This window comes from Pseudomonadota bacterium (genome assembly GCA_008501635.1).
Lineage (GTDB): Bacteria > Pseudomonadota > Gammaproteobacteria > QQUJ01 > QQUJ01 > QQUJ01.
In genome coordinates this window covers 605,205-631,483 of the sequence record QQUJ01000010.1, presented here as the reverse complement: position 1 = coordinate 631,483, position 26,279 = coordinate 605,205, and the positions used below count along the sequence as shown (strand labels likewise).

Here is a 26,279-nt window from a genome sequence, read left to right as displayed (position 1 = left end):
TCCAGGAGGCGCGCCCGTCGACCAGCACAGCATTCAAAATAGGGTTGCTCACTGCACGACGAACCCAAAACCTACATTGAGCACATCCAATGAACGTATTCAATCGCAGTGCTTAGTGGTTTAATCAGTTCCTTGGCCGGTTCATATAAGTTAAGGAACCTCTGATTAAGTCTGTCCAGATGGGAGTGTCGTTCGGAAGCGGCGAGTTCAAGGCGGAAAGTGCCGGAAATAGCCTGCTATGGCCAAGCTTTCCAACACCGAAATCGTCGCTCCTGGGCAACAGAATCATTGAACACGGCCTAATCAGAGGTTCCTCAATAATAATGTGAAACATTACGATTTAATCAGACCTTTTGGGGGGATCAAAATGGGATGGTTTAACTCGCGCTTAGAAAATAATTTAAAAGGGCCGATCACGCCGCAAACGGAGCAATCCCTTGCCGAGTTCACCCAAGCCGTTCGATCTATGGCCGCTGGGCATATCGACGTACAGGTATCACTGAATCAATCCGACGAGGAGACGGGTCATCTCGCGATCGCATTAGCTGATTTGCTCGATTATCTTGCGGGCAAAGATACGCTGCATACCCAGCTCTTCGCACTTCAAGCCAGTAAAGACCGCACTTTCCGGGGTTTGGAAAAAATCACGGTCGAATTCTCCGACAGCGTGCGCAAATCGCTTGAACAGCTGGGCGAATCTGCCAGCATGCTCGAGCGTGCCACATCCCGTACCGGCACCAACAACAACCAAGAGGGTAGTGCCTCACTGCTCAGCATCGTCGAACAGGTGGGACATTCATCCCGCGCAGCCGAGGAGGTAAGCAAACGATCCTCAAAGGCGGAAAACCAGGTGAACGAGCTTTCCGAACATATCCGGGGGATTTCTGGTCTGGGCGAGGTTATTCGCAGTATCGCCGACCAGACCAATCTTCTCGCCCTCAACGCTTCCATAGAAGCAGCAAGGGCAGGAGATGCGGGGCGTGGCTTCGCAGTGGTTGCCGATGAGGTAAAAAAACTTTCCAAGCGCACCGCAGAGGCAACACAAGAGATTGACACGCGTGTCGCTGAAATCCGTAGAGCCCTTGCCACCACCGTATCGGACATGGTCGAGGTCAACCAGCGCAATCAGGAAGTGAGTTGCGGACTCTCGCAAGTGCTGACGAACGCGCAGAACTCCGTTAAATCAGTCAGCGAAGCCGCAACCGGTGTGCGCAGTCGAGCCGACTCCATAAACGAGCAGGCCAGCGCTTACTTGAACGAGGTTAAAGTGGTTTACCGAGGAAGCGCAGACGACGCTGAGAAATTGCTCAACGCCGCCTATCAGGCCATAAAAACTTATGGCAAGCAGACCGCTTTCGCACGATTCAATGATATGGAGGGCGGATTTATCGATCGTGACCACTATGTCATCTGTCAGACAATGGAACCCGTTGTACTCTGCCATGCATTCCGCCCCGGTTTGGTTGGACAGAATTTGTATGACCTACGTGATCCAGAGGGGCGTTACTTCGCCAGAGATATCGTTGAAAGCGTGAAAGAAAAATCACGCGGGAAAGTCAGTTACCTATTCACCAACCCAGTGACGGGGACTACTGAACGCAAGACCAGTCTCTGCATGCGTTACGAGGATGTCGTATTGGCGGTCGGATACTACGCTGAAACCGAAGGTGCTAACTCCAAGTAGAGTTGTATTGCACAACTGTTCGATGGATTGCAGCGCAGATTTTAACAATAAGCGGTATGCCACCAAAGTAGACACGCCGGGAAATACTTCGCAGGCCGACCCGAAGGAGAATTGGAAATCAGTGGTGATTATCCATCCTGAAGTACAACCTCGCGGAGACGGCGCGCAGCCTCCTCAGGAGCAATCGTACTGACAAAAAGTCCGGAACCGAGTTCAAACCCCGTAGGTATCGAGGTGCGCGGGCAGATCTCCAGATGCCAGTGATAGCTGGCCGCGCAATCGTGGAATTCGGGACCGTGGGGCAGCGAGTGCAGAAAATAGTTGTACTGCACCCCCCCCACCACCGCGTCGAGTCGCGCCATCGCCCGGCGCACCACGCGCGCCAGATCCTCCAGATCGTCATCCGCCAATGCCGTGTAGTCGCTCTGATGGCTTAGCGGCAGCACCTGAATCTCCCACTCGTAGCGGCTGGCAAAGGGCTTGATGGCCACGAACCGCTGACCGCGCTCGATGACATACTGCCCGACATCGATACGGCGATGGATCTCGCCGCTGTCGCGATCGTAGATCGTCGCTTCGAAGGTCAACGCTTCGTCGATCAGTGCGCAGAAAATGCAGTGATGGTGCTTGCGGAAATAGAGGCGGCTGTTCTCCACTTCATCGTGAACATTCTGCGGCACCACCGGGGTAGCGATGATCTGGCTATGGGTGTGGGGGATGCTGGCGCCCGCGGCTTGACCATAGTTCTTAAAGACGAGCACGTACTTGAGGCGCGGATTGGCGCTATACAATGCCCGCATCCGATCACGGTAGACGGCAAACAACAGGCTTAAATGCTCGGTCTCCATCTCGTGCACCGCAATGCCGTGCCGCGGGTGATCGATGATCACCTCGTGGCGACCATACCCCTCGATAGCCTGCTGCAGGCCAAAATTGATGCCCCGCGTAAGTGCGGCACTCTCGGCCAGCACCGGGTAGAGGTTCTCCACGATACGAACCGACCACTGCACCTCGTCCGGAACCGCCAGTATGGTTGGTGGAGTGAGGTGCTCGTTACCGCGGCAGAAGGGACAGCTCTCGACCCGCTCGCGCGTATCCCTGGCAGGCGGTTCTTCCGCTTTGCGGGGACGGGTGCCGCGTGCCGTCGAGATCAATACCGACTCGGCCGGGACGACGGGATTGACGCGGATCTCCCGCACCGACTCGGTTTTCGATTCTGTCATCGATCTCCTCCTTCAGGAGACCGAGCATACCCAACCCGTACCTCGATCAGGTTTGAAAGCTTCGATACGGCCATTGGTGGCCTTTATGCCGTAGGCCGATTCAGGGTGCGATCAACCGCACCGGGCTGCCGACCTGCAATCCGTAGTTCGCCGCGGCACTGCCCTGGTTGACGGCAATCTCGACCAGGCCATTGGCATTTTCATACCAAAACCCCTTGCCGGCCGGGACTTCACTGAAGGTGCGCGCCCAGTCGAGTTCCACTCCATCGATGGCGAGACAGGTGCCCTCTCCCACACGCGCAGCGCGCAGCCCGGTAAGCGCATTGCCAAAATGATCGAGGTAGATCACCTCAGCGAGGTCATCGGGCCAATCGCGCTTGAGCGTTTCGGGCTTCGTCGCCGCGACCCCCTCCGGGAAGTGACCACGGGCCAGGTCCGCCGCCACGGGGGCGAACAAGTCACGCCCGTGAAAGCTCGAGGAGAGCCGCTCGGGACGCCAGGTGATTTCCCACGCGTCGATCGCCTGCGCCTGTGTCAGCACGGCATGAAAGAGACCATTGTCAGGCCCCACATACCATCGCTCATCCGCGCGCGCCACCACCGCCCGGCGATCGCTTCCGACGCCGGGGTCGATGACGCAGAGAAATACGCTACCCCGCGCAAACTCTCGGGCATAGGCGGCAAGCAGGTAGCTGGCAGCGCGCGGATTGGTGGCAGGCGCATCGGCAAACAGATCGACAACCGGTACTTTGGGCGCCGCGCGATGCAGTACCGCCTTTACTTGGCCTTGGTAGGGTCCGGCCAGACCAAAATCGGTGAACAGGAGGATCATGACCACCCCCCAAAAGGCTTGCTCTTAGTTGCGGGTAGCCCATTGAACAGGGCCAGGGGGAGCCAGAGTACTACGTCTTACCGGATTGGTAAAAAAACAAAAGCCGGGCTGGGAGCCCGGCTTTGGCGCGCTGTTGTTACGGTGGCTGCCTACTAATCCTGGACAGCGACTTCCTCAGCCTCTTCGACCAGCGGACGGTCAACCAACTCGACCAACGCCATCGGCGCATTGTCGCCAGCGCGGTATCCGCATTTCAGAATACGCAGGTACCCACCAGGGCGCTCCTGGTAGCGTGGCCCCAGCTCGTTGAACAGCTTGGTTACCACATCGCGATCACGCAGCCGCGCAAACGCCTGGCGACGACGGGCAACATTGTCGGTTTTGGCCAGGGTGATCAGCGGCTCGGCAACGCGGCGCAGCTCCTTGGCTTTGGGCAGCGTGGTCTTGATGATTTCGTGATGCAGCAGCGAGGCCGCCATGTTCTTGAACATGGCTTTGCGATGAGCGCTGTTGCGGTTCAGTTTTCTACCAGATTGGCGGTGACGCATCGGTTCGATTCCTAGTACATCAATGGTGTTGCAGCGCCGTCAGGAGGCCTTCTCTTCATCCCGCAACCCAGCCGGCGGCCAATTCTCGAGCTTCATTCCGAGCGACAGACCACGCGAGGCGAGCACATCCTTGATCTCGGTCAGCGATTTTTTACCCAGATTCGGGGTCTTCAGCAGTTCCACCTCGGTGCGCTGGATCAGATCGCCAATGTAATAAATGTTCTCGGCCTTGAGGCAATTGGCCGAACGCACCGTCAGCTCCAGATCATCGACGGGGCGCAGCAGAACCGGGTCGATCTGCGGGTCTTCCTTCTTGGGCGCCGATTCTTCCTTGCCATGCAGTTCGACGAAGACGCTGAGCTGATCCTGGAGGATCGTGGCTGCGCGACGAATCGCCTCTTCGGGATCGATCGTGCCATTGGTTTCCAGATCGATGACCAGTTTGTCGAGGTCGGTGCGCTGCTCAACGCGGGCAGCCTCTACAGTGTAGGCAACACGGCGTGCGGGGCTGAAGGATGCATCGAGCTGCAACGCGCCGATCTGCCGGTCCTCCCCCTCGCCAAGTTGACGCAGATTGGCAGGTTCGTAGCCACGGCCACGACGCACTGTGAGCCGCATATTGAGCTCACCGGCCTTGGTCAGGTTGGCCAGCACCAGTTCCGGATTGATGATCTCGACGTCGTGATCCAACTGAATGTCGCCGGCGGTCACCTCGCCTGGGCCCTTCTTGCTGAGCGTCAGATACGCCTCGTCACGGACATGCATCTTAATGGCGAGGTTCTTCAGGTTGAGGAGTATTTCGATCACATCCTCTTGCACGCCCTCGATGCTGGTGTACTCATGGAGTACACCGTCGATTTCAACATCTGTGACTGCACAACCCGGCATCGATGAAAGCAGGATACGGCGCAGCGCATTGCCCAACGTGTGGCCAAACCCACGCTCCATCGGTTCCAGGGTGACGCGAGCACGACGCTCGCTGATCGTCTGTACATCGACAAGTCGTGGCTTTAAAAATTCTGTAACGGAGCCCATCTGCGGTCCTCTTGGGTCGAAACGGCTTCAGTGCCTTACTTGGAGTACAACTCGACAACCAAGTGCTCGTTGATCTCTGGCGGCAAATCGCTGCGCTCGGGTATGGCCTTGAAAACACCGCTCATCTTCTTGGTGTCGACCTCGATCCAGTCCACGAACCCACGCTGCTCCGCCAGCTCCAGTGCCGATTTTACGCGGTCCTGTTTATGTGCTTTCTCCCGTACGGAGATCACGTCACTCGGTTTCACGAGGTAGGACGGAATACTGACCTTCCGTTCGTTGACCAAAATGCCATCGTGGCGCACCAGCTGACGTGCTTCGGTGCGTGACGCGGCAAAGCCCATGCGATGCACCACTGTATCCAGACGCGCCTCCAGCAACTGCAGCAGGTTGGCGCCGGTATCGCCTTTGCGCCGGGCAGCTTCCTTGTAGTAACTGTGGAACTGCCGCTCGAGCACGCCGTAGATGCGGCGCAGCTTCTGTTTCTCGCGCAGCTGCAACGCATAGTCAGACAGACGCGTGCGGCGCTGGCCATGCTGGCCGGGAGGAAACGGACGGGTCTCCACCGGGCATTTGCTGGTGAAACACTTCTCGCCTTTCAGGAACAACTTACCGCCCTCACGGCGGCACAAACGACACTTGGATCCAGTGTACTTTGCCACTTTGTTACTCCAGGATCAGACGCGACGCCGCTTGGGCGGGCGGCAACCATTATGTGGAATCGGGGTGACGTCGGTGATATTGGTCACCTTGACACCAATTGCATTCAGTGCACGTACTGCAGACTCACGCCCCGGACCGGGTCCTTTGACGCGCACTTCGACGTTTTTCAGTCCAAATTCCTGCGCCGCCTCTCCGGCACGCTGCGCGGCCACCTGGGCGGCGAACGGTGTGCTCTTGCGCGAGCCGCGGAAACCGGATCCACCCGATGACGCCCAGGACAGGGCGTTACCCTGGCGATCGGTGATGGTGATAATGGTGTTATTGAACGACGCGTGGACATGCGCGATGCCATCTACGACGTTCTTTTTGACCTTTTTACGGGTGCGGACACTCGGCTTTGCCATATAAATCGCCTTACTCTGATATTCGTAGCGCTGAAGGATGCGTTAACTTACTTGCGGATCGGCTTGCGCGGGCCTTTGCGGGTACGCGCGTTGGTGCGCGTGCGCTGACCGCGTAGCGGCAAACCACGGCGATGACGCAGCCCACGGTAGCACCCGAGGTCCATCAACCGCTTGATATTCATGGAAACTTCACGACGCAGATCGCCTTCGACAGGGATCTTGGCCACTTCGCCGCGCAACTTCTCAACTTCAGCCTCACTGAGATCCTTGATCTTCATCTCGGGCTTGATACCCGCAGCAACGCAGATATCGTGCGCACGCGAACGGCCGATTCCATAGATAGAAGTCAGTGCGATCACCGCATGCTTCTGAACTGGAATATTGATGCCTGCAATACGAGCCATGCAAACCCTCTCCTGAGAAACTATCTTGCCGTCAGCCGCGCGAAACCCGCGAGCTTACCGATATTCGACGACTGAATCAACCGTATTAACCCTGCCGCTGCTTGTGGCGCGCATCCTTACAGATCACCCGCACCGTCCCACGACGGCGCACGATCTTGCAGTTGCGGCAGATCTTCTTAACCGAAGCACGAACCTTCATTACCTAATCTCCCAACAAATACCGGTTAGCGAATCACGCCAGCGCGGCCCTGGCCCTTCAAATTGGCCTTTTTGAGCAAACTGTCATACTGGTGCGACATCAAATGCGCCTGCACCTGGGCCATGAAATCCATCACCACAACCACGATGATGAGCAGCGAGGTGCCACCAAAATAGAACGGTACGTTCCAATAAAGGATCAGGAACTCGGGCAGCAAACAGACCGCCGTGATATAGAGGGCGCCCGCCAGGGTCAGACGCGTCATCACCTGATCGATGTAGCGCCCCGTCTGCTCGCCGGGACGAATTCCCGGAATCAACGCGCCGGACTTCTTCAAATTGTCCGCCGTCTCCTTGGAGTTGAAGACCAGCGCCGTATAGAAGAAGCAGAAAAATATGATCGCCGCTGAATAAAAAGCGATGTACAGCGGCTGCCCCGGCGACAGAGTAGAGGTAATATCCTGCAACCAACCCATACCCTCGGCGCTGCCGAACCACCCCCCCAATGTCGCCGGGAAGAGAATGATGCTGGAGGCGAAAATGGGCGGAATCACACCCGCCATGTTCAGTTTCAACGGCAGGTGGCTGGTCTGCCCCTGATAAATCCGCCGTCCCTGCTGGCGCTTGGCGTAGTTTACCGGTACCCGCCGCTGACCACGTTCGACGAATACCACGAAAGCGGTCACCAGCATTGCCAGGGCAAACAACACCAATATGGTCAATATATTCAACTCGCCGGTACGCCCCAACTCCAAGGTACCACCTACGGCGGAGGGTAACCCTGCGACGATCCCCGCGAAGATGATCAGCGAGATGCCGTTGCCGACGCCGCGCTCGGTGATCTGCTCACCCAGCCACATCAAGAACAGGGTACCGGTCACCAGGGTAACCGCCGCGGTGAATACGAACCCGACTCCTGGATTGATCACTACCGATCCGGATCCCACTGTTTGACTCTGCAGCGCGATGGAAACTCCAATCGCCTGGAAGCTCGCCAGCACCACGGTTCCGTAGCGGGTGTACTGCGTAATCTTACGCCGGCCCGCCTCGCCCTCTTTCTTCAGCTGTTCCAGGGTCGGCACCACGACGGTCAGGAGCTGCATAATGATCGAGGCGGATATATACGGCATGACGCCCAACGCGAAGATACTCAGCCGCTCCAACGCACCGCCGGAGAACATGTTGAACATATCCACGATCGTGCCGCGCTGCTGTTCAAAGAGTTCGGCCAGTACGACGGGGTCTACACCCGGCACGGGTATAAACGTGCCGATACGAAACACCACAAACGCACCCAAGACAAACAGCAGTCGCTGCTTGAGCTCGGTCAGTTTGCCGATGTCACCCAGACCACCGGTCAGTTTCGGCTTCTGTACCGCCACGGAGAACTATTCCTCGACCTTCCCGCCGGCCGCTTCGATTGCCGCCTTGGCGCCTTTGGTCACACCAAGCCCTTTTACCGTAACCGCCTTTTCCAACTTGCCCGAGAGCATCACCTTGGCGTGTTTGACATGCTCCCCGACGAGGCCGGCAGTCTTCAATGCCAACAAGTCGATAGCCTCGGCCTCAACCTTGGCGAGTTCGTGCAGGCGCACTTCGGCCACAAACCGCATCCTGCGCGAGGCAAAGCCTACTTTGGGCAGGCGACGCTGCAGTGGCATCTGGCCGCCCTCGAAGCCGACCTTGTGAAAACCGCCCGCGCGCGCCTTCTGGCCCTTGTGGCCACGCCCGCCGGTCTTGCCCAGCCCACAACCGATACCGCGGCCCACCCGTTTGGCGGACTGCTTGGAACCGGCGGCTGGTTTGAGAGTATTCAGACGCATCTCACTCTCCCTCGACTTTCAGCATGTATGCGATCTTGTTGATCATGCCGCGATTGCAGGGGGTGTCCTGCACCTCCACGGTCTGGTGCAGGCGACGCAACCCCAGCCCTGCGACACATGCCTTGTGGGCAGCCAGTCGCCCGTGCTTGCTCCGCACCAGCGTCACTTTCAGTTTGCTCGACTTTGCCATGACCTATTCCGTGATCTCTTTGACCGTTTTGCCACGTTTCGCCGCCACCTGCTCGGGATCGGTCATCTCGGTCAACCCTTTGATGGTGGCGCGCACCATGTTGATGGGATTGCGCGAACCGATGCACTTCGCCAGCACATCGGTGACTCCCAGCACTTCGAACACCGCGCGCATCGGACCGCCGGCTATGATGCCGGTACCCTTCGAAGCAGGCTGCATGTAGACCTTGGCCGCACCGTGATCGGACATCACCGGATATTGCAGCGTGGTGCCATTGAGGCGGACCCGGCGCATGTCCTTACGCGCTTTCTCCATCGCCTTCTGGATAGCCACCGGCACCTCGCGAGCCTTGCCTTGACCGAAACCGACCCGGCCCTCGCCGTCACCGACCACGGTCAGCGCGGAGAAACCGAAAATCCGGCCGCCTTTGACCACTTTGGCGACACGATTCACCGTTACCAGCTTCTCGCGTAGCCCATCACTGTTTGGCTGTGCGTTCACATTCGACATAACTTAATCCTTAGAACTCCAGTCCGTTTTCACGTGCTGCATCCGCCAGCGCCTTGACCCGCCCGTGGTATTTGAACCCGGAGCGATCAAAGGAGACCTGCGTAATGCCCTTCGCCTTGGCGCGCTCGGCGATTGCCTTTCCTACCGCTGCCGCCGCGTCGCTGTTGCCGGTGTACTTGACGCCACTGCTCAGATCTTTCTGCACCGTGGATGCCGAGGCGATCACCTCGGAACCGTTCGGCGCGATTACCTGTGCATAGATGTGTCGCGGCGTGCGATGCACGCTGAGGCGATACCCACCCAGTTCGCGGATCTTGAAGCGGGCGCGACGGGCGCGGCGCGCACGAGCTGCATTTTTATCCATTGGTCGTTACCCTTGAATTACTTCTTCTTGGCCTCTTTACGGACGACATGCTCATCCGCATAACGAACGCCCTTGCCCTTGTACGGCTCTGGCGGACGGTAGGCACGAATATCCGCGGCCACCTGGCCGACCTGCTGCTTATCGATACCCCTGACCACGATCTCGGTCTGGCTGGGAGTCTCAATGGCGATACCCTTAGGTACCGAATAGTTCACCGGATGCGAAAAACCCAAGGTCAGATCCAGCACCGCACCCTTGGCCTGGGCACGATAGCCAACACCAACCAACTGCAGCTTCTTCTCGAAACCCTCACTGACGCCGGTCACCATGTTACTGACCAGAGCGCGGGTCGTGCCGGCCATGGCCCACTGGCTATCGTTACTGGGCGCAACCTTGAGTGTGTTGTCCTCGCTCGTCACCGTGATGCCATCGGCAATCTGGTGGCGCAGCTCGCCCTTGGAGCCCTTGACCACAAGCTCCGAGCCGTTGAGTTTCACCTCGACCCCTTTGGGAAGGGTAATCGGATTCTTAGCTACTCTGGACATCTGCTATCACCTATCACGATACGTAGCACAGGATCTCGCCGCCTTCGCCAATCTTGCGCGCGGCGCGATCGGTCATCACACCTTTCGGCGTGGAGATGATGGCGATACCCAAACCATCATCGACCTTTGGCAGGTCGTTTTTGCTAGTGTAACGGCGCAGTCCGGGACGGCTGACGCGATCGATGCGATCGATGACCGGCCGCCCCTGGTAGTACTTCAGGCTCACAGCGATCGTCGGCTTGCCGTCGGCGCTCTGTTCCGCAAAATCGACGATATAACCTTCGTCACGAAGTACGCTGGCGATCGCGGTCTTCACCTTCGAGGCCGGTGCCGTAATCTCCGCCTTGCCGGCAGCCTGACCGTTACGGATGCGGGTCAGAAAATCTGCAATGGGATCTGTCATGCTCATGGTGCTGTTCTGCTCCGTGTTGCCTACCAGCTGGCCTTGACCAGACCGGGAATATCGCCGCGCATTGCCGCCTCGCGCAGCTTGTTTCGACCCAAACCAAATTTGCGGTAACTGCCTCTCGGGCGCCCGGTCAGCCGGCAGCGGCGCACCTGGCGTGCGGGACTGGCGTTGCGCGGCAGCTTCTGCAACTGCTCCAGCGCCAGCGCCAGATCTTCCTCGCTGGTCTTCACACTCTTGATCCTGGCCTTCAGCTCTGCGTGCTTCACCGCGTATTTCTGTGCGGTGCGGACACGCTTGAGTTCGCGCGCGACAATCGATTTTTTTGCCATAATTTCGGTCTCTCAGTTCTTGAACGGGAAGCGGAACGCCTCGAGCAGGGCACGGCCTTCCTCGTTACTCCGAGCAGTGGTCGTTATACAAACGTCCAGACCACGCAGCTCGTCAATCTTGTCGTAATCGATCTCAGGAAAGATGATTTGTTCCTTCACGCCAAGCGTATAGTTCCCACGCCCATCGAAGGCTTTGGCGTCGAGGCCGCGAAAATCACGGATACGCGGTATAGCGACCGAGATCAGTCGATCGAGAAATTCATACATCTGCTCGCGGCGCAGCGTGACTTTGCAGCCGATCGGCCAGCCTTCACGAATCTTGAAACCGGCCACGGATTTGCGCGCCATGGTCACCACGGGTTTCTGACCCGCAATCTTGGTCATATCCCCCACGGCATGATCGATAATCTTTTTGTCACCAATCGCCTCACCGACACCCATATTGAGGGTGATCTTGGTGATCTTCGGTACCTGCATGATGCTCTTGTAACCGAAGCGCTCTTGGAGCTGCGGGACAACCGTCTCGCGATAATGCTGTTGTAGTCTTGCCATCGTTCGCTATCCAGATGAGTTCAAACGTCGACGACTTCGCCGTTCGACTTGAAGAAGCGCACCTTGCGGCCATCCTCGAGCGTGCGGAAACCGACACGATCACCCTTGTTGGCTTGTGGATTGAAAATCGCCACGTTCGAAACCTGCAACGCTGCCTCCTTCTCCACTATACCGCCGGTCTCCCCGCGGTTCGGGTTGGGACGCACGTGCTTCTTGACGATGTTGACGCCTTCGACCACGACGCGGTTCTCAGCCAATACCTTCAACACGGTACCGCGCTTACCCTTGTCCTTGCCGGTTATGACGACAACCTCGTCACCCTTTCTGATCTTACGCATTGCTAACTCTCCACCCTACAGAACTTCGGGGGCCAGCGAGATAATCTTCATGAACCGCTCAGAGCGCAGCTCACGCGTGACCGGGCCAAAGATACGGGTACCGATGGGCTGCAACTGATTGTTCAGCAATACCGCCGCATTGGTATCAAAGCGGATGACCGACCCGTCGTTGCGGCGCACACCTTTACGGGTGCGCACGACGACGGCGTTGTACACCTCGCCCTTCTTGACCTTGCCGCGCGGGTTCGCCTCTTTCACGGTAACCTTGATAATGTCACCGACACCGGCGTACCGGCGCTTCGAGCCCCCGAGCACCTTGATGCACTGCAGCCTGCGGGCACCGCTGTTGTCCGCAACCTCCAGACTCGTCTGCATCTGAATCATGGCTGTGTCCGATCGCTTTCTTAACCGTTATCGGGCGCAAGACTCGGCTTCGAGACTTCGCCACATACCTACTCTTAACGAGCCCGCACCAGCACTTCGACCAGGCACCAGGCCTTGGTCTTGGAGATGGGCCGGCACTGCTCTATCGTTACCGTATCGCCCTCGTTGCATTCATTGTTGGCGTCATGCGCATGCAATTTGGTCGAGCGGCGAATGTATTTCCCGTAAATCGGGTGAGGTTCGCGGCGTTCGACCAACACCGTGATGGTGCGATCCATCTTGTTACTCACCACGCGCCCGGTCAGGGTGCGAGCACTCTTTGCAACCTCACTCATGACGCACCACCTGCCTTTTCGTTCAGCACCGTATTGATGCGGGCAATATCCTTGCGCACGCGATTAAACAAATGCGGGCGCGGCTGCTGCCCGGAGCCCCTCTGCATGCGCAGATTGAACTGTTCGCGCAGCAGGCTGTTCAGCTCTTTTTGCAACTCTTCGGTCGACTTCTCTCGCAATTCGCTGGCTTTCATCACATCACCGTCCGGGAAACAAAGGCCGTCTGCACCGGCAGCTTGGCTGCTGCGCGATCGAATGCCTCGCGGGCAACCTCTTCGGTCACGCCCTCGATTTCATAAAGCACGCGTCCAGGCTGAATCTGAGCGATCCAATACTCGACGTTACCCTTACCCTTGCCCATGCGCACTTCGATAGGCTTCTTGGTGATCGGCACATCCGGAAATATACGGATCCACAGTTTTCCGCCGCGCTTGACGTGGCGCGTGATAGCGCGACGGGCGGCCTCGATCTGGCGCGCAGTTACACGTCCGCGAGTCGTCGCCTTGATGCCGAACTGGCCAAAGCTGACCTTGTTGCCAACCTGGGCCAATCCGCGGTTCCGCCCCTTTTGGGTTTTGCGGAATTTGGTACGTTTGGGCTGCAGCATGGTTCGCGTATCTCCTTAGCTCGCCGCCGATTTTTCCGACGCTTCGGTCGGCTGTTCGCCTTCGCCGAAGACCTCACCCTTGAAGATCCACACCTTGACGCCTATGACACCGTAAGTGGTATTCGCCTCGGCGAACCCATAATCGATGTCAGCGCGCAACGTGTGCAGCGGCACGCGGCCCTCACGGTACCACTCGCTGCGAGCAATCTCCGCGCCGTTCAGGCGGCCGGCCACGTGGACCTTGATACCCTGTGCGCCTATGCGCATGGAGTTGGTCACCGCGCGTTTCATGGCACGCCGGAACATGATGCGCCGCTCCAACTGCTGGGCCACACTCTCGGCAACCAACTGGGCATCCAATTCGGGCTTGCGGATCTCCTCGATGCTGATGGTGATCGGGATACCCATGCGCTGCGACACCTCTTTGCGCAGTGCATCGATATCCTCGCCCTTCTTGCCGATAACCACGCCGGGCCGTGCCGTATGGACGGTGATGTGCGCGGTATTGGCGGTGCGATCAATCTGGATACGGCTAACCGATGCCTGATGAAGTTTCTTCTTCAGGAAATCCCGCACCGCGAGATCCGAATTCAGATATTCGGCATAGTGCTTGGAGTCCGCATACCACTTGGACGTCCAATCCTTGACGATGCCGAGGCGTATGCCTGTTGGATGTACCTTTTGACCCATTACGGCCTCTCTTCTTACTTGTCCGCGACCGTCACAGTAATGTGACTGGTCCGTTTCATAATCCGGTTAGCCCGCCCCTTGGCACGCGCCTGAATGCGTTTTTGGGTCGGGCCCTCATCGACCGTAACTTTCGCCACCTTAAGCTCGTCAATATCAGCACCCTCATTGTGCTCGGCATTGGCAACCGCCGATTCGAGCACCTTGCGCATGATGTGCGCCGCCTTCTTCGGGCTGAATTTCAGTAGGTTGAGCGCACGATCGACCGACTGACCGCGAATCTGGTCAGCGATCAACCGGCCCTTCTGGGCCGAGAGACGTGCAAAGCGAAGTGTTGCTGCGACTTCCATCACTCTTCTCCGTATACCCGCTTAGCGCTTGGCTTTCTTGTCGGCCGCATGACCACGATAGGTACGCGTCGGTGCAAATTCACCGAGTTTGTGCCCCACCATGTTCTCGCTGACCAGAACCGGGACGTGCTGACGGCCGTTGTGCACGGCGATCGTCAGACCGACCATATCCGGAAACACCATTGAACGGCGCGACCAGGTCTTGATCGGGCGCTTGCTGTTGGTCTCGCGAGCTTCATCCACCTTTTTCATCAGGTGGAGATCGATAAACGGACCTTTTCGAACTGATCGTGGCACTTTCTCGACCCCTATCCGTTACTTCTTGTTCCGACGACGGACGATCAATTGATCGGTCCGCTTGTTCTTGCGTGTCTTATAACCCTTGGTGGGCACACCCCAGGGTGATACGGGGTGCCGGCCACCGGAGGAGCGGCCCTCGCCGCCACCGTGCGGGTGATCCACCGGGTTCATTACCACACCGCGGACGGTGGGACGTTTACCACGCCAGCGTTGAGCACCCGCTTTACCCAATGAGCGCAGATTGTGCTCGGAATTGCTTACCTCGCCGATCGTAGCCTTGCAATCGGAGTGAACCTTGCGGATCTCCCCCGAACGCAGTCGCAACGTGGCGTACTGGCCTTCACGGGCAACCAGTTGCACCGAGGTTCCCGCACTACGCGCGAGCTGTGCGCCCTTGCCCGGCTTCATCTCAACGCAGTGAATCAGCGAGCCCACCGGAATGTTGCGCAACGGCAGGCTGTTACCCGGTTTGATCGGCGCATCCGATCCGGACATCAATTCCGCGCCTGCGGCCACGTTCTTCGGTGCGACGATGTAGCGACGCTCACCATCGCTATAGAGCACCAAGGCAATATGGGCGCTGCGGTTTGGATCGTATTCCAGGCGTTCGACACGACCTTGAATATTGTCCTTGTCGCGCTTGAAATCGACGATGCGATAGCGCTGCTTGTGACCCCCACCATGGTGACGCGTGGTGATTCGGCCGTGATTGTTACGTCCGCCGGTCTTGGCCTTCTTGGCGATCAGCGCCTGATGCGGCTCGCCTTTGTGCAAAGAAGGCTCAACCACCTTGACGACAAAGCGCCGGCCCGGAGACGTCGGTTTAGTTTTGACAACTGGCATCGTTCGCTACCCGTTACCTGTTCGCTTGCCTTAACCCTGACCCATGAAATCGATATCGTGACCAGGCTTGAGGGTCACGTAGGCCTTCTTCCAGTCGCTGCGGCAACCATGGATGGCCCCGAAACGCTTTTTCTTACCCTTCATGTTGGCCACTTGAACGTGCGCCACCTCGACCTCAAACAGCTTCTCGACCGCTGTTTTGATTTCGGGTTTGGAGGCATCGCTCAACACCCGGAAGGCAAACTGATGATTGGCATCCGCCAAACCCGCGCTCTTTTCGGTGATGATCGGTGACAGCAGTACCTTGGCAAGCCGCTCTTCATTCATGCCAGCTTCTCCTCGATCTGCTTCAGTGCCGCTACGCTCATGACCACTTTATCGAAGGCGACCAGGCTAACCGGATCGAGGCCGACTACGTCGCGCACATCGATACCGATCAGATTGCGCGCCGCCAGATACAGCTTCTCGTCCAACTCGTCGGTCACGACCAACACGTTGCCCTCCAGGCCCATTGCTTTCAGCTTGGCCACCAGCACCTTGGTTTTACCTTCTTCCACTGCAAAATTCTCGACTGCGACCAGGCGGTCCTGGCGCACCAATTCGGAAAGTATCGAGCGCACCGCGGCACGATACATTTTGCGATTGACCTTCTGTTCGTAATTCTGCGGACGCGCTGCAAAGGTCACACCACCCCCGCGCCACAATGGGCTGCGGATGGTGCCGGCACGGGCGCGGCCCGTACCTTTCTGCCGCCACGGCTTGGTACCGCCACCGGAAACATCGGAGCGCGTCTTCTGCGCCACCGTTCCCTGACGGGCGCCTGCCAGATAGGCCGTTACCACCTGGTGCACCAACGCCTCGTTGAAATCTTTTCCGAATACGGCGTCTGAGAGCGTGACCGCTCCGGCCTTACTGCCACCAGTCGCCACCAGATTCAGTTCCATCGTCGACTCCTTACGCCTTTACCGCAGGACGCACGATGACATCGCCGCCTTCAGCGCCCGGCACAGCCCCTTTGATCAGAAGCAGGTTACGCTCGACATCGACACGCACCACCTCAAGGTTCTGCACCGTGCGTTTCGCGTTGCCCATGTGCCCAGCCATCTTCTTGCCTTTGAATACCCGCCCCGGAGACTGGTTCTGACCAATCGAACCCGGCGCGCGATGCGACAATGAGTTACCGTGGGTCGCGTCCTGCATGCGGAAATGGTGACGCTTGACGACGCCAGCGAACCCTTTACCGATGGTGGTGCCGGTCACATCGACTTTCTGTCCCGGCGCAAACAGGTCCGCTTTCAACTCACCACCGCTCGCCAGCTCTTCGCCCTCATTGTCCGCGAGGCGAAACTCCCACAGGCCGCGCCCCGCCTCGACACCCGCTTTGGCATAGTGACCAGCGGCCGGCTTGGTGACCCGCGAAGGGCGGCGCGCGCCGACGGTCACCTGCACGGCGCGGTAGCCGTCACTGTCGACGGTCTTGGCCTGGGTGATGCGATTCGGCTCGACCTCGACCACCGTGACGGGGACCGATACGCCTTCCTCGGTAAATACACGCGTCATGCCGCGCTTACGACCGACAATTCCAATCGTCATTGCTCTGTAACCCCATTGACACGAAAGCGCACTCAAACGCCGCTATCGCCAGACTTGCTCCGATCTCGCCGATACCGGGCGGTATCGACCCACCGGAGCGCCACTACTACACGTTCAGCTCAGTTTGATCTGAACGTCCACACCTGCGGCCAAATCGAGCTTCATCAGCGCGTCGACCGTCTTATCGGTGGGATCAACAATATCCATCAACCGCTTGTGCGTACGAATTTCGTACTGATCCCGCGCATCCTTGTTCACGTGCGGGGAAATCAACACCGTGAATCGCTCTTTCTTTGAGGGCAGCGGAATCGGGCCGCGTACTGTAGCACCGGTACGCTTGGCTGTCTCTACAATTTCGCGCGCCGACTGATCGATCAAGCGATGATCAAATGCTTTAAGGCGAATACGGATCTTCTGGCCAGTCATCTCTTTTACTCGATAATCTTAGCGACGACGCCGGCGCCGACCGTTCGGCCACCTTCGCGAATCGCAAAACGTAGTCCGTCCTCCATCGCAATCGGCGCGATCAGCGACACCGTCATCTTCACGTTGTCCCCCGGCATCACCATCTCCACCCCCTCGGGCAGATCACAGGCACCGGTCACGTCGGTCGTGCGAAAATAAAACTGCGGACGGTAGCCGTTGAAGAACGGCGTGTGACGACCACCCTCCTCCTTCGACAGAATGTAGACTTCGGCCTCAAACTTGGTGTGCGGGGTGATCGATCCGGGCTTGCACAGCACCTGCCCGCGCTCCACATCGTCGCGCTTGGTCCCGCGCAGCAGCACGCCCACGTTGTCGCCCGCCTGCCCCTGATCGAGCAGCTTGCGAAACATCTCCACCCCGGTGACGATGGTCTTGGTGGTGTCGCGGATGCCGACAATCTCAACCTCCTCGCCAACCTTCACCACCCCGCGCTCGACGCGCCCGGTCACCACCGTGCCGCGACCCGAGATCGAGAACACATCCTCGATCGGCATCAGGAACGGCTTCTCAACCTCGCGCTGCGGCTCCGGTATGTAGGAGTCCATCGCCTCGACCAGCTTGATGATCGACGGGGCGCCGATCTCGCTCGCGTCACCCTCCAGCGCCTTGAGCGCCGAACCGGTGATGATCGGGGTGTCGTCACCCGGAAAATCGTAGCTCGAGAGCAGATCACGCACTTCCATCTCCACCAGCTCCAGCAACTCGGCATCGTCAACCATGTCGGCCTTGTTCAAAAACACCACGATGTAGGGTACGCCCACCTGACGGGCCAGCAGAATGTGCTCGCGCGTCTGCGGCATCGGACCATCCGCGGCCGAACACACCAAAATCGCTCCGTCCATCTGCGCCGCACCCGTGATCATGTTCTTCACGTAGTCCGCGTGCCCCGGACAGTCAACGTGCGCGTAGTGACGCGCGGTCGATTCGTACTCCACGTGGGCCGTCGCAATCGTGATCCCGCGTGCCCGCTCTTCCGGGGCGTTGTCAATCTGGTCAAACGCCTTGAACTCGCCGCCGTGCGTCTCCGCCATCACCTTGGTAATCGCCGCCGTCAGCGTCGTCTTACCATGGTCTACGTGACCTATCGTCCCCACATTCACATGCGGCTTCTTACGTTCGAATTTTCCTTTGGACACGGCGCTAAACCCCTTCTGTATCTTTGGTCTGTCTTATGACGCTTTCTTGATGACGGATTCGGCAACGCTGTTCGGCGCTTCCGTATATTTGGCGAATTCCATGGTATAGGTGGCACGACCCTGCGTTGCCGAGCGCAGATCGGTGGCATAGCCGAACATCTCGGCGAGCGGCACATCGGCGCGGATGATCTTGCCCGCAGGCGACTCGTCCATACCCGAGACAATGCCACGGCGGCGATTGAGGTCACCCATGACGTCGCCCAGGTAATCCTCAGGCGTCACGACTTCAACCTTCATAATCGGTTCGAGCAATACCGGGCTCGCCTTGCGCGCCCCTTCCTTGAAGCCCATCGAACCGGCGATCTTGAACGCCATTTCGTTGGAGTCTACCTCGTGGTAGGAGCCATCGAACAGCGTGACCTTGACGTCGACTACCGGGAAACCGGCGATAACGCCGTTTTCCATCTGCTCTTTGACGCCCTTGTCGACAGAGGGGATGTACTCTCTGGGAATGACACCGCCAACGATAGCGTTGACGAACTCGTAGCCGACACCTGGCTCCTGTGGCTCGATCTTCAACCATACATGGCCGAATTGGCCGCGACCGCCCGACTGGCGCACGAACTTGCCTTCCTGCTCGACCGCCTGGCGAATCGTCTCGCGATAGGCTACCTGGGGAGCGCCCACATTGGCCTCCACCTTGAATTCACGCTTCATGCGATCGACGATAATCTCCAGGTGCAACTCACCCATACCGGAGATGATAGTCTGCCCCGACTCCTCGTCGGTACGCACACGAAAAGAGGGGTCTTCTTGCGCCAGTTTGGACAGCGCGATACCCATCTTCTCCTGATCGCTTTTGGTCTTGGGTTCCACCGCAACCGCGATGACTGGTTCCGGAAACTCCATGCGCTCGAGCGTGATGATGTTGTTCAGGGCACACAGGGTATCACCCGTGGTGACGTCCTTAAGGCCTACGGCCGCGGCGATATCGCCAGCGCGCACTTCCTTGATCTCGTCGCGGTGATTGGCGTGCATTTGCAAGATACGCCCAACACGCTCTTTCTTACCCTTCACCGGGTTGTAGACCGTGTCACCGGAGTTGATTACACCGGAGTAAACGCGGAAAAAAGTAAGCGTGCCAACAAAAGGATCGGTAGCGATTTTAAAGGCCAATGCGGAGAAAGGCGCCTCATCCCGGGATTCGCGGGTTGCCTCGGCATCATGGTCATCGATACCACGGATCGCAGCCACATCAATCGGCGCAGGCATGTACTCGATAACGGCATCCAGCATCGCCTGCACGCCCTTGTTCTTAAACGCGCTGCCACAAAGAGCGGGAACGACTTCGTTGGCAAGTGTGCGCAGACGCAAGCCCTTCTTGATCTCTTCGGCCGAGAGATCGACCTCTTCCAGGTACTTCTCCATCAACTCTTCGTTAGCTTCGGCGGCCGCCTCGACCATCTTGTCACGATACATCGTCGCCTGATCCATTAGCTCGGCCGGGATATCGCGCTCTTCGAAGGAGATGCCCATATTGGCCTCATCCCAATAGATGGCCTTCATCTTGATCAAATCGATGACGCCCTCGAACTTTTCCTCTGCACCGATAGGCAGTTGGATAGGCACGGCGTTGGCGCCTAAACGCTTGCGGATCTGCTCTACCACACGCAGAAAATCGGCGCCGGCACGGTCCATCTTGTTGACGAACGCCAGGCGCGGCACACCGTATTTATTGGCCTGGCGCCACACCGTTTCCGACTGCGGCTCAACGCCACCGACCGCGCAGAACACAGCGCATGCGCCGTCCAGCACCCGCAGCGAACGCTCTACCTCAATGGTGAAGTCGACGTGCCCGGGGGTATCGATGATGTTGACGCGATGCTCGGGAAACTGCTTCTCCATACCGCTCCAATATGCGGTAGTCGCAGCGGAAGTGATGGTGATACCACGCTCCTGTTCCTGCTCCATCCAGTCCATGACCGCCGCACCGTCATGCACCTCGCCGATTTTGTGTGAGATACCGGTATAGAAAAGAACGCGCTCGGTCGTCGTCGTCTTACCCGCATCGATATGAGCCATGATGCCGATGTTGCGATAGCGTTCAATAGGAATTTTGCGGGCCACAGCCTTCAGTCCTTACAACAAATCCAATAATTGTTCGATTACCAGCGGTAGTGCGAGAAGGCCTTGTTGGCCTCTGCCATACGGTGTGTGTCTTCGCGCTTCTTCACGGCGTTACCGCGACTCTCCGCAGCATCCATGATCTCGCCGGCGAGACGCAGCGCCATGGTCTTCTCACCGCGCTTGCGCGCAGCGTCGATCATCCAGCGCATCGCCAGCGCGTTACGACGACGCGGGCGAACCTCCACGGGCACCTGATAGGTGGCGCCGCCCACACGGCGACTCTTGACCTCGACCAAGGGGCGAACGTTATCCAAGGCCTTTTCCAGTGCGGCAAGCGAATCGGCGCTACCCTTTTCGGTGACGCGATCCAGCGCCCCGTAGACGATCATCTCGGCGACCGACTTCTTACCGCTGACCATCAGCATATTGATGAACTTGGCCAGCATATCGCTTCCGAACTTGGGATCCGGGAGTACCTGCCTTGGCTCTGCTAATCTTCTTCTCGACATAAGTCCTACTCTTGAAAAATCTTTCTGGATCAGCCTTTTGGACGCTTGGCGCCGTATTTCGAACGAGCCTGGCGGCGCCCGTTGACACCCGAGGTGTCGAGACTGCCGCGCACGGTGTGATAGCGCACACCAGGCAGGTCTTTCACGCGGCCGCCGCGGATCAGAACGACCGAGTGCTCCTGCAGATTATGGCCTTCACCGCCTATGTAGGTGGTTACTTCAAATCCGTTGGTCAGGCGCACGCGCGCCACTTTGCGGAGTGCGGAGTTGGGTTTCTTCGGCGTCGTGGTGTAGACACGCGTGCAGACCCCACGTTTCTGCGGGCATTTCTCCAGCGCCGGCACGGCACTCTTCGCGACCTTACGCTTGCGGGGCTTTCGCACCAGCTGATTGACGGTTGCCATGTATCCCTGAACTCCTGCCTAGACAAAGCCTATAAACAAACGACAGGCCGGTCCGGCCTGTCGAAAGAAGCGGAATTCTATGCACCCTGCCCTGGGGTGTCAAGGGAACCCCGAGAATAACCCGGTATCTCGCTAAAATCCTCCAGGGATCAGGCAAAAAAAACCGGGCCCGCCAGAACCGGCGGGCCCGGTGATTTACGGCTCAGTCAGACCTCAGCATTTTCGCTATCAGAAGCGCTCAGCGCCTCCTTCAATGCCTCTTCCACGTCGCTGGCGGCCATCCCTTCGGATTCCACCATACCCGGTTGACGCTTGCGGCGCCGCTCCGCGTGGTAGGCCTGGCCCGTCCCGGCCGGGATCAGTCGACCGACGATCACGTTCTCCTTCAGACCGCGCAGGTCATCGCGCGTACCTCGAACCGATGCCTCGGTGAGTACACGGGTGGTTTCCTGGAACGAGGCGGCGGAGATGAACGACTCGGTAGCCAGCGATGCCTTGGTAATACCCAGCAGTAACGGCCGGAAGGTGGCCGGTATCTTGTCTTCCGCCGCGACTCGGTCGTTCTCTTCGAGTACCCGCGCACGATCGGCCTGTTCCCCTTTGAGGAATTTGGTGTCACCGGGTGTGATGATTTCCACCTTGCGCAACATCTGCCGATTGATCACCTCGATGTGCTTGTCGTTGATGGTGACACCCTGCAGGCGATAGACATCCTGGATCTCTTTCACCAGGTAGGCCGCCAACTCCCGGACACCCAGCAATCGCAGAATATCGTGCGGGGCCAACTCACCGTCGACCACGACCTCACCACGTTCCACATGCTCGCCTTCGAAGACATTGATGTGACGCCACTTGGGGATGAGCTCTTCATAAGCATCACCCTCGGCAGGGGTGATCACCAGGCGCTGCTTGCCCTTGGTGTCCTTGCCGAAACTGACGGTACCGGTGACTTCCGCCAGGATGGCGGGATCCTTCGGTTTGCGCGCCTCGAAAAGATCGGCCACACGCGGCAAACCACCGGTAATATCGCGGGTTTTCGAGGACTCCTGTGGGATACGGGCTATGACATCACCCACGTCCACGTTGGCGGCATCTTCGACGGTAACGATAGCCCCCGCCGGAAGCAGATAGTGCGCCGGAATGGTGGTGCCCGCCAGGCAGAGATCCGCGCCCTTGTCATCGACCAGTTTCACCATGGGGCGCAGATCTTTGGCCGCAGAACTGCGCTGCTTGGGATCGGTTACCACCAGAGAGGAGAGCCCGGTGACGTCATCGACCTGACGATTGACCGTCACGCCTTCGACGAACTCGCTGAATACCACCTTACCCGCCACCTCGGTGATGACCGGATGGGTATGGGGATCCCAATTGGCAACAATCTGACCAGGTTCGACGTTGGCGCTGTCCTCCACGCTGATCGAAGCACCATAGGGAATCTTGTAGCGCTCACGCTCTCGACCCACATCGTCGATCACGTGAATTTCACCCGAACGCGACACGGCGACCAGGTTACCGGTGCGTAGATGGTTGACCAGTTTCACATTGTGCAAGCGCACCGTACCTTTGGACTTGATCTCGACGTTGGAGATTGCCGCCGCCCGGCTTGCCGCGCCACCGATATGGAAGGTGCGCATGGTGAGCTGCGTGCCTGGCTCGCCAATCGACTGGGCGGCGATGACACCAACCGCCTCGCCGATATTGACGAGATGACCACGCGCCAGATCGCGACCATAGCAGGTCGAGCAAACACCGTAGCGGTTCTCGCAGGTGATGGGGGAACGGACCATGACATGATCAACGCCATGCTCCTCCAGCATGTCGACCAGGCGTTCGTCGAGCAGCGTACCCGCGGTGACCACGGGCTCATCGACACCCGGCACATACACATCTTCTGAAACCACCCGGCCCAGCACGCGCTCGCGCAGCGCCTCGACCACATCGCCACCTTCAACCAGCGGTGTCATCTCGAGACCCTGGGCAGTACCGCAATCGACCTCGTTGACCACCAGATCCTGCGCCACATCGACCAGCCGGCGGGTCAGGTAACCCGAGTTGGCCGTTTTCAGCGCGGTGTCGGCGAGACCTTTACGGGCGCCGTGGGTGGAGATGAAGTACTGCAACACATCCAACCCCTCGCGGAAGTTGGCGGTGATCGGTGTCTCGATGATCGAGCCATCGGGTTTGGCCATCAAGCCGCGCATACCGGCCAACTGGCGGATCTGGGCCGCCGAGCCACGGGCACCGGAATCGGCCATCGTGTAGATCGAATTGAAGGACTGCTGCTTGACCTGCTTGCCGTCGGCGTCGACCACGGCCTCGGTGCCCAACTTATCCATCATCACCTTTGCCACCTGATCGTTGGTGCGCGACCAGATATCAACCACCTTGTTGTAGCGTTCGCCGTTGGTGACCAGACCTGACGCATACTGGTTCTCGATCTCCTTCACCTCGATCTCGGCACGCGCCAGAATCGCCGATTTTTCACCAGGCACCACCATGTCCTCCACACCGATCGAGATGCCGGCGCGGGTCGCATAGGAGAAACCGGTGTACATCAGCTGGTCAGCGAAGATCACCGTCTCCTTGAGACCGACGTTGCGATAGCAGGCATTGACCAGTTTCGAGATCGCCTTTTTATCCAGCGCCCGATTGATCAACTCAAAAGACAGTCCGGTGGGCAGGATCTCCGACAGTAGCGCGCGCCCTGCAGTGGTCTCGCACAAGCGGGTCTTGCTGATCTCGTTACCTTCTTCGTCAAACATGCGTTCAGTAATAAGTGCCTTGATCCTGGCCTGCAACGCCACCTTGCCGCTTTCGTAGGCCCGATGTACTTCGGCGACGTCGGAAAACGCCATTCCCTCGCCGGCTGCATTGATACGCTCGCGCGTCATCCAGTACAGCCCCAGCACCACGTCCTGGGTCGGCACGATGATCGGCTGACCGTTGGCGGGCGACAGAATGTTATTGGTGGACATCATCAGCGTGCGTGCTTCGAGCTGCGCCTCGATGGACAACGGTACGTGCACCGCCATCTGGTCGCCGTCGAAGTCAGCGTTGAACGCGGTACAGACCAGCGGGTGAAGCTGGATCGCCTTGCCTTCAATGAGCACCGGCTCAAAGGCCTGGATACCCAGGCGGTGCAGCGTCGGCGCGCGGTTGAGCATTACGGGGTGTTCGCGGATCACCTCTTCGAGGATATCCCACACCTCGGGACCTTCGCGCTCGACCATTTTTTTCGCTGCCTTGATGGTTGTGGCGAGCCCGCGCAGCTGCAGCTTGGAGAAAATAAAGGGTTTGAACAGCTCCAGCGCCATGCGCTTGGGCAGTCCACACTGGTGCAGCTTCAGGGTCGGACCGACCACGATCACCGAACGGCCGGAGTAGTCGACACGCTTGCCGAGCAGATTCTGCCGGAAGCGCCCCTGTTTGCCCTTGATCATGTCGGCCAGCGACTTCAGCGGGCGCTTGTTCGTGCCGGTGATGGCACGGCCGCGGCGGCCGTTATCGAGCAGCGCATCCACCGACTCCTGGAGCATGCGCTTTTCGTTGCGCACGATGATGTCGGGCGCATTGAGTTCGAGCAGGCGCTTTAGTCGGTTGTTACGGTTGATGACGCGGCGATAGAGATCGTTGAGATCCGAGGTCGCGAAACGGCCACCGTCGAGCGGTACCAGCGGACGCAGCTCGGGCGGCAGCACTGGCAGCACCGTGAAAATCATCCATTCCGGGCGATTCCCCGATTCCAGAAAAGCCTCGATCAACTTCAGCCGCTTGGCCAGCTTCTTGATCTTACCCTCGGAATTGGTCTCGAGAATCTCCCCGCGCAACCGCGCCGCCTCGGGTTCGAGGTCAATCTGACCCAGCAACGCGTGAACCGCCTCGGCGCCCATGCGCGCATCGAACTCATCGCCGTACTCCTCGATCGCCTCCAGATAGGCTTCATCGGAGAGCAGTTGGCAGCGCTCGAGCTGAGTCATGCCGGGATCGACGACCACGAAGGCCTCGAAGTAGAGCACGCGCTCGATATCGCGCAACGTCATATCGAGCAACAGGCCGATGCGCGACGGCAGCGACTTCAGAAACCAGATGTGCGCTACCGGGCTGGCCAGCTCGATGTGGCCCATGCGCTCGCGACGCACCTTGGCCAAGGTCACTTCGACGCCGCACTTCTCGCACACCACACCGCGGTGCTTGAGGCGCTTGTACTTGCCGCACAGGCATTCGAAGTCGCTGGTGGGACCGAAGATCTTGGCGCAGAACAGGCCGTCGCGCTCCGGTTTGAACGTACGATAGTTGATGGTTTCCGGTTTTTTCACTTCACCAAATGACCACGACCGGATCATGTCCGGCGAAGCCACGCTGATGCGAATGCCATCGAAGTCTTCGATCTGTCCCTGATTCTTTAAAAGATTCAGTAGGTCTCTCATGATCTCTCCTACCCGCGGAAAAAGTTACCGTGGTCGTTGG

36 protein-coding genes are annotated in these 26,279 nt (G+C 58.5%); 1 reads left to right on the top strand and 35 read right to left on the bottom strand.

From position 1 onward, the window contains the following. Window positions 1-367 precede the first annotated feature (367 nt). On the top strand, window positions 368-1,684 hold the full coding sequence (locus DWQ09_05495; protein ID KAA3629691.1) for a hypothetical protein: 1,317 nt from the start codon (window positions 368-370) through the stop codon (window positions 1,682-1,684). A gap of 128 nt (window positions 1,685-1,812) precedes the next feature. On the opposite strand, the gene DWQ09_05490 is transcribed toward DWQ09_05495, so the two are convergent. The 35 genes from DWQ09_05490 to rpoC form a co-directional block, all read right to left on the bottom strand. After that, entirely contained in the window at window positions 1,813-2,907 is a 1,095-nt protein-coding gene (locus tag DWQ09_05490; protein KAA3629690.1) for a DUF4921 family protein, read from the bottom strand. A gap of 100 nt (window positions 2,908-3,007) precedes the next feature. Next, complete coding sequence (locus tag DWQ09_05485) at window positions 3,008-3,739, bottom strand: hypothetical protein (protein KAA3629689.1); 732 nt, start codon at window positions 3,737-3,739, stop codon at window positions 3,008-3,010. A 152-nt stretch (window positions 3,740-3,891) separates the two neighbouring features. Further along, window positions 3,892-4,287, bottom strand: coding sequence for a 50S ribosomal protein L17 (gene rplQ, locus DWQ09_05480; protein ID KAA3629688.1), 396 nt, complete (start codon window positions 4,285-4,287; stop codon window positions 3,892-3,894). A 39-nt stretch (window positions 4,288-4,326) separates the two neighbouring features. Then, window positions 4,327-5,322: a DNA-directed RNA polymerase subunit alpha gene (locus tag DWQ09_05475; GenBank protein ID KAA3629687.1), complete on the bottom strand. Its 996-nt coding sequence runs from the start codon at window positions 5,320-5,322 to the stop codon at window positions 4,327-4,329. A gap of 35 nt (window positions 5,323-5,357) precedes the next feature. Beyond that, window positions 5,358-5,984 carry a 30S ribosomal protein S4 gene (locus DWQ09_05470; GenBank protein KAA3629686.1) on the bottom strand — a complete coding sequence of 209 codons (627 nt, stop codon included), beginning with the start codon at window positions 5,982-5,984 and terminating at the stop codon, window positions 5,358-5,360. Between the two features lie 15 nt (window positions 5,985-5,999). Next, complete coding sequence (locus tag DWQ09_05465; protein ID KAA3629685.1) at window positions 6,000-6,389, bottom strand: 30S ribosomal protein S11; 390 nt, start codon at window positions 6,387-6,389, stop codon at window positions 6,000-6,002. 47 nt (window positions 6,390-6,436) lie between these two features. Beyond that, on the bottom strand, window positions 6,437-6,793 hold the full coding sequence (locus DWQ09_05460) for a 30S ribosomal protein S13 (GenBank protein ID KAA3629684.1): 357 nt from the start codon (window positions 6,791-6,793) through the stop codon (window positions 6,437-6,439). 85 nt (window positions 6,794-6,878) lie between these two features. Then, on the bottom strand, window positions 6,879-6,992 hold the full coding sequence (locus tag DWQ09_05455) for a 50S ribosomal protein L36 (GenBank protein KAA3629683.1): 114 nt from the start codon (window positions 6,990-6,992) through the stop codon (window positions 6,879-6,881). 25 nt (window positions 6,993-7,017) lie between these two features. After that, on the bottom strand, window positions 7,018-8,373 hold the full coding sequence (locus tag DWQ09_05450) for a preprotein translocase subunit SecY (GenBank protein ID KAA3629682.1): 1,356 nt from the start codon (window positions 8,371-8,373) through the stop codon (window positions 7,018-7,020). A 6-nt stretch (window positions 8,374-8,379) separates the two neighbouring features. After that, a complete protein-coding gene (locus tag DWQ09_05445) occupies window positions 8,380-8,814 on the bottom strand; it encodes a 50S ribosomal protein L15 (protein KAA3629681.1) in 435 nt (144 codons plus the stop codon). 1 nt (window position 8,815) lies between these two features. After that, window positions 8,816-9,004, bottom strand: a complete 189-nt coding sequence (locus tag DWQ09_05440; GenBank protein KAA3629680.1) for a 50S ribosomal protein L30 — start codon at window positions 9,002-9,004, stop codon at window positions 8,816-8,818. 3 nt (window positions 9,005-9,007) lie between these two features. Then, window positions 9,008-9,514 carry a 30S ribosomal protein S5 gene (locus DWQ09_05435; GenBank protein ID KAA3629679.1) on the bottom strand — a complete coding sequence of 169 codons (507 nt, stop codon included), beginning with the start codon at window positions 9,512-9,514 and terminating at the stop codon, window positions 9,008-9,010. A 10-nt stretch (window positions 9,515-9,524) separates the two neighbouring features. Then, window positions 9,525-9,878, bottom strand: a complete 354-nt coding sequence (locus tag DWQ09_05430) for a 50S ribosomal protein L18 (protein KAA3629678.1) — start codon at window positions 9,876-9,878, stop codon at window positions 9,525-9,527. A 17-nt stretch (window positions 9,879-9,895) separates the two neighbouring features. Then, complete coding sequence (locus DWQ09_05425) at window positions 9,896-10,423, bottom strand: 50S ribosomal protein L6 (protein KAA3629677.1); 528 nt, start codon at window positions 10,421-10,423, stop codon at window positions 9,896-9,898. Between the two features lie 13 nt (window positions 10,424-10,436). Beyond that, window positions 10,437-10,832, bottom strand: a complete 396-nt coding sequence (locus DWQ09_05420; GenBank protein KAA3629676.1) for a 30S ribosomal protein S8 — start codon at window positions 10,830-10,832, stop codon at window positions 10,437-10,439. Window positions 10,833-10,855: 23 nt separating this feature from the next. Next, the gene (locus DWQ09_05415) at window positions 10,856-11,161 is read right to left on the bottom strand and encodes a 30S ribosomal protein S14 (GenBank protein KAA3629675.1); all 306 of its coding nucleotides are present in this window, start codon (window positions 11,159-11,161) and stop codon (window positions 10,856-10,858) included. A gap of 12 nt (window positions 11,162-11,173) precedes the next feature. After that, entirely contained in the window at window positions 11,174-11,713 is a 540-nt protein-coding gene (locus tag DWQ09_05410) for a 50S ribosomal protein L5 (GenBank protein KAA3629674.1), read from the bottom strand. Between the two features lie 20 nt (window positions 11,714-11,733). After that, window positions 11,734-12,051 (bottom strand): 50S ribosomal protein L24, encoded by a 318-nt coding sequence (locus DWQ09_05405; GenBank protein ID KAA3629673.1) that lies wholly within the window; start codon window positions 12,049-12,051, stop codon window positions 11,734-11,736. Between the two features lie 15 nt (window positions 12,052-12,066). Continuing rightward, window positions 12,067-12,435 carry a 50S ribosomal protein L14 gene (locus tag DWQ09_05400; protein ID KAA3629672.1) on the bottom strand — a complete coding sequence of 123 codons (369 nt, stop codon included), beginning with the start codon at window positions 12,433-12,435 and terminating at the stop codon, window positions 12,067-12,069. A 74-nt stretch (window positions 12,436-12,509) separates the two neighbouring features. Then, a complete protein-coding gene (gene rpsQ, locus DWQ09_05395) occupies window positions 12,510-12,770 on the bottom strand; it encodes a 30S ribosomal protein S17 (protein ID KAA3629671.1) in 261 nt (86 codons plus the stop codon). Next, window positions 12,767-12,964, bottom strand: a complete 198-nt coding sequence (locus DWQ09_05390) for a 50S ribosomal protein L29 (GenBank protein KAA3629670.1) — start codon at window positions 12,962-12,964, stop codon at window positions 12,767-12,769. Before DWQ09_05390 ends, rpsQ begins: the two co-directional genes overlap by 4 nt. Then, window positions 12,964-13,377 (bottom strand): 50S ribosomal protein L16, encoded by a 414-nt coding sequence (locus tag DWQ09_05385; GenBank protein ID KAA3629669.1) that lies wholly within the window; start codon window positions 13,375-13,377, stop codon window positions 12,964-12,966. Before DWQ09_05385 ends, DWQ09_05390 begins: the two co-directional genes overlap by 1 nt. A 15-nt stretch (window positions 13,378-13,392) precedes the next feature. Continuing rightward, window positions 13,393-14,067, bottom strand: a complete 675-nt coding sequence (locus DWQ09_05380; GenBank protein ID KAA3629668.1) for a 30S ribosomal protein S3 — start codon at window positions 14,065-14,067, stop codon at window positions 13,393-13,395. Window positions 14,068-14,081: 14 nt separating this feature from the next. Further along, complete coding sequence (locus DWQ09_05375) at window positions 14,082-14,414, bottom strand: 50S ribosomal protein L22 (GenBank protein ID KAA3629667.1); 333 nt, start codon at window positions 14,412-14,414, stop codon at window positions 14,082-14,084. Between the two features lie 21 nt (window positions 14,415-14,435). Next, complete coding sequence (locus DWQ09_05370; GenBank protein KAA3629666.1) at window positions 14,436-14,711, bottom strand: 30S ribosomal protein S19; 276 nt, start codon at window positions 14,709-14,711, stop codon at window positions 14,436-14,438. A gap of 18 nt (window positions 14,712-14,729) precedes the next feature. Next, window positions 14,730-15,557: a 50S ribosomal protein L2 gene (locus tag DWQ09_05365; protein KAA3629665.1), complete on the bottom strand. Its 828-nt coding sequence runs from the start codon at window positions 15,555-15,557 to the stop codon at window positions 14,730-14,732. Window positions 15,558-15,587: 30 nt separating this feature from the next. After that, entirely contained in the window at window positions 15,588-15,884 is a 297-nt protein-coding gene (locus DWQ09_05360) for a 50S ribosomal protein L23 (GenBank protein KAA3629664.1), read from the bottom strand. Then, window positions 15,881-16,501: a 50S ribosomal protein L4 gene (locus tag DWQ09_05355; GenBank protein ID KAA3629663.1), complete on the bottom strand. Its 621-nt coding sequence runs from the start codon at window positions 16,499-16,501 to the stop codon at window positions 15,881-15,883. The genes DWQ09_05360 and DWQ09_05355 overlap by 4 nt, the downstream gene beginning before the upstream one ends. A gap of 10 nt (window positions 16,502-16,511) precedes the next feature. Next, window positions 16,512-17,150: a 50S ribosomal protein L3 gene (locus DWQ09_05350; GenBank protein ID KAA3629662.1), complete on the bottom strand. Its 639-nt coding sequence runs from the start codon at window positions 17,148-17,150 to the stop codon at window positions 16,512-16,514. Between the two features lie 114 nt (window positions 17,151-17,264). Then, window positions 17,265-17,576, bottom strand: a complete 312-nt coding sequence (locus tag DWQ09_05345) for a 30S ribosomal protein S10 (GenBank protein KAA3629661.1) — start codon at window positions 17,574-17,576, stop codon at window positions 17,265-17,267. 5 nt (window positions 17,577-17,581) lie between these two features. Further along, window positions 17,582-18,772, bottom strand: coding sequence for an elongation factor Tu (gene tuf / locus DWQ09_05340; GenBank protein KAA3629660.1), 1,191 nt, complete (start codon window positions 18,770-18,772; stop codon window positions 17,582-17,584). 33 nt (window positions 18,773-18,805) lie between these two features. After that, window positions 18,806-20,899: an elongation factor G gene (fusA, locus tag DWQ09_05335; protein ID KAA3629659.1), complete on the bottom strand. Its 2,094-nt coding sequence runs from the start codon at window positions 20,897-20,899 to the stop codon at window positions 18,806-18,808. 38 nt (window positions 20,900-20,937) lie between these two features. Further along, window positions 20,938-21,408 carry a 30S ribosomal protein S7 gene (locus tag DWQ09_05330; GenBank protein KAA3629658.1) on the bottom strand — a complete coding sequence of 157 codons (471 nt, stop codon included), beginning with the start codon at window positions 21,406-21,408 and terminating at the stop codon, window positions 20,938-20,940. Between the two features lie 29 nt (window positions 21,409-21,437). Next, window positions 21,438-21,812 (bottom strand): 30S ribosomal protein S12, encoded by a 375-nt coding sequence (locus tag DWQ09_05325; GenBank protein ID KAA3629657.1) that lies wholly within the window; start codon window positions 21,810-21,812, stop codon window positions 21,438-21,440. 206 nt (window positions 21,813-22,018) lie between these two features. After that, entirely contained in the window at window positions 22,019-26,239 is a 4,221-nt protein-coding gene (rpoC, locus tag DWQ09_05320) for a DNA-directed RNA polymerase subunit beta' (GenBank protein KAA3629656.1), read from the bottom strand. Window positions 26,240-26,279: the final 40 nt, after the last annotated feature.

Excerpts from the sequence above, each read along its gene's own strand:
- DWQ09_05440 (KAA3629680.1), bottom strand. The coding sequence starts at position 9,004 with ATGGCAAAGTCGAGCAAACTGAAAGTGACGCTGGTGCGGAGCAAGCAC.
- DWQ09_05445 (KAA3629681.1), bottom strand. The coding sequence starts at position 8,814 with ATGCGTCTGAATACTCTCAAACCAGCCGCCGGTTCCAAGCAGTCCGCC.
- DWQ09_05435 (KAA3629679.1), bottom strand. The coding sequence starts at position 9,514 with ATGTCGAATGTGAACGCACAGCCAAACAGTGATGGGCTACGCGAGAAG.
- DWQ09_05410 (KAA3629674.1), bottom strand. The coding sequence starts at position 11,713 with ATGGCAAGACTACAACAGCATTATCGCGAGACGGTTGTCCCGCAGCTC.
- DWQ09_05330 (KAA3629658.1), bottom strand. The coding sequence starts at position 21,408 with ATGTCGAGAAGAAGATTAGCAGAGCCAAGGCAGGTACTCCCGGATCCC.
- DWQ09_05390 (KAA3629670.1), bottom strand. The coding sequence starts at position 12,964 with ATGAAAGCCAGCGAATTGCGAGAGAAGTCGACCGAAGAGTTGCAAAAA.
- DWQ09_05350 (KAA3629662.1), bottom strand. The coding sequence starts at position 17,150 with ATGACGATTGGAATTGTCGGTCGTAAGCGCGGCATGACGCGTGTATTT.
- rplQ (KAA3629688.1), bottom strand. The coding sequence starts at position 4,287 with ATGCGTCACCGCCAATCTGGTAGAAAACTGAACCGCAACAGCGCTCAT.
- DWQ09_05465 (KAA3629685.1), bottom strand. The coding sequence starts at position 6,389 with ATGGCAAAGCCGAGTGTCCGCACCCGTAAAAAGGTCAAAAAGAACGTC.
- DWQ09_05455 (KAA3629683.1), bottom strand. The coding sequence starts at position 6,992 with ATGAAGGTTCGTGCTTCGGTTAAGAAGATCTGCCGCAACTGCAAGATC.
- DWQ09_05365 (KAA3629665.1), bottom strand. The coding sequence starts at position 15,557 with ATGCCAGTTGTCAAAACTAAACCGACGTCTCCGGGCCGGCGCTTTGTC.
- DWQ09_05385 (KAA3629669.1), bottom strand. The coding sequence starts at position 13,377 with ATGCTGCAGCCCAAACGTACCAAATTCCGCAAAACCCAAAAGGGGCGG.
- DWQ09_05345 (KAA3629661.1), bottom strand. The coding sequence starts at position 17,576 with ATGACTGGCCAGAAGATCCGTATTCGCCTTAAAGCATTTGATCATCGC.
- DWQ09_05495 (KAA3629691.1), top strand. The coding sequence starts at position 368 with ATGGGATGGTTTAACTCGCGCTTAGAAAATAATTTAAAAGGGCCGATC.
- rpoC (KAA3629656.1), bottom strand. The coding sequence starts at position 26,239 with ATGAGAGACCTACTGAATCTTTTAAAGAATCAGGGACAGATCGAAGAC.
- DWQ09_05375 (KAA3629667.1), bottom strand. The coding sequence starts at position 14,414 with ATGGAAGTCGCAGCAACACTTCGCTTTGCACGTCTCTCGGCCCAGAAG.
- DWQ09_05415 (KAA3629675.1), bottom strand. The coding sequence starts at position 11,161 with ATGGCAAAAAAATCGATTGTCGCGCGCGAACTCAAGCGTGTCCGCACC.
- rpsQ (KAA3629671.1), bottom strand. The coding sequence starts at position 12,770 with ATGAGTGAGGTTGCAAAGAGTGCTCGCACCCTGACCGGGCGCGTGGTG.
- DWQ09_05405 (KAA3629673.1), bottom strand. The coding sequence starts at position 12,051 with ATGCGTAAGATCAGAAAGGGTGACGAGGTTGTCGTCATAACCGGCAAG.
- DWQ09_05400 (KAA3629672.1), bottom strand. The coding sequence starts at position 12,435 with ATGATTCAGATGCAGACGAGTCTGGAGGTTGCGGACAACAGCGGTGCC.
- DWQ09_05430 (KAA3629678.1), bottom strand. The coding sequence starts at position 9,878 with ATGGATAAAAATGCAGCTCGTGCGCGCCGCGCCCGTCGCGCCCGCTTC.
- DWQ09_05485 (KAA3629689.1), bottom strand. The coding sequence starts at position 3,739 with ATGATCCTCCTGTTCACCGATTTTGGTCTGGCCGGACCCTACCAAGGC.
- DWQ09_05325 (KAA3629657.1), bottom strand. The coding sequence starts at position 21,812 with ATGGCAACCGTCAATCAGCTGGTGCGAAAGCCCCGCAAGCGTAAGGTC.
- DWQ09_05360 (KAA3629664.1), bottom strand. The coding sequence starts at position 15,884 with ATGAATGAAGAGCGGCTTGCCAAGGTACTGCTGTCACCGATCATCACC.
- DWQ09_05490 (KAA3629690.1), bottom strand. The coding sequence starts at position 2,907 with ATGACAGAATCGAAAACCGAGTCGGTGCGGGAGATCCGCGTCAATCCC.
- DWQ09_05380 (KAA3629668.1), bottom strand. The coding sequence starts at position 14,067 with ATGGGTCAAAAGGTACATCCAACAGGCATACGCCTCGGCATCGTCAAG.
- DWQ09_05355 (KAA3629663.1), bottom strand. The coding sequence starts at position 16,501 with ATGGAACTGAATCTGGTGGCGACTGGTGGCAGTAAGGCCGGAGCGGTC.
- DWQ09_05460 (KAA3629684.1), bottom strand. The coding sequence starts at position 6,793 with ATGGCTCGTATTGCAGGCATCAATATTCCAGTTCAGAAGCATGCGGTG.
- DWQ09_05475 (KAA3629687.1), bottom strand. The coding sequence starts at position 5,322 with ATGGGCTCCGTTACAGAATTTTTAAAGCCACGACTTGTCGATGTACAG.
- DWQ09_05425 (KAA3629677.1), bottom strand. The coding sequence starts at position 10,423 with ATGTCCAGAGTAGCTAAGAATCCGATTACCCTTCCCAAAGGGGTCGAG.
- DWQ09_05420 (KAA3629676.1), bottom strand. The coding sequence starts at position 10,832 with ATGAGCATGACAGATCCCATTGCAGATTTTCTGACCCGCATCCGTAAC.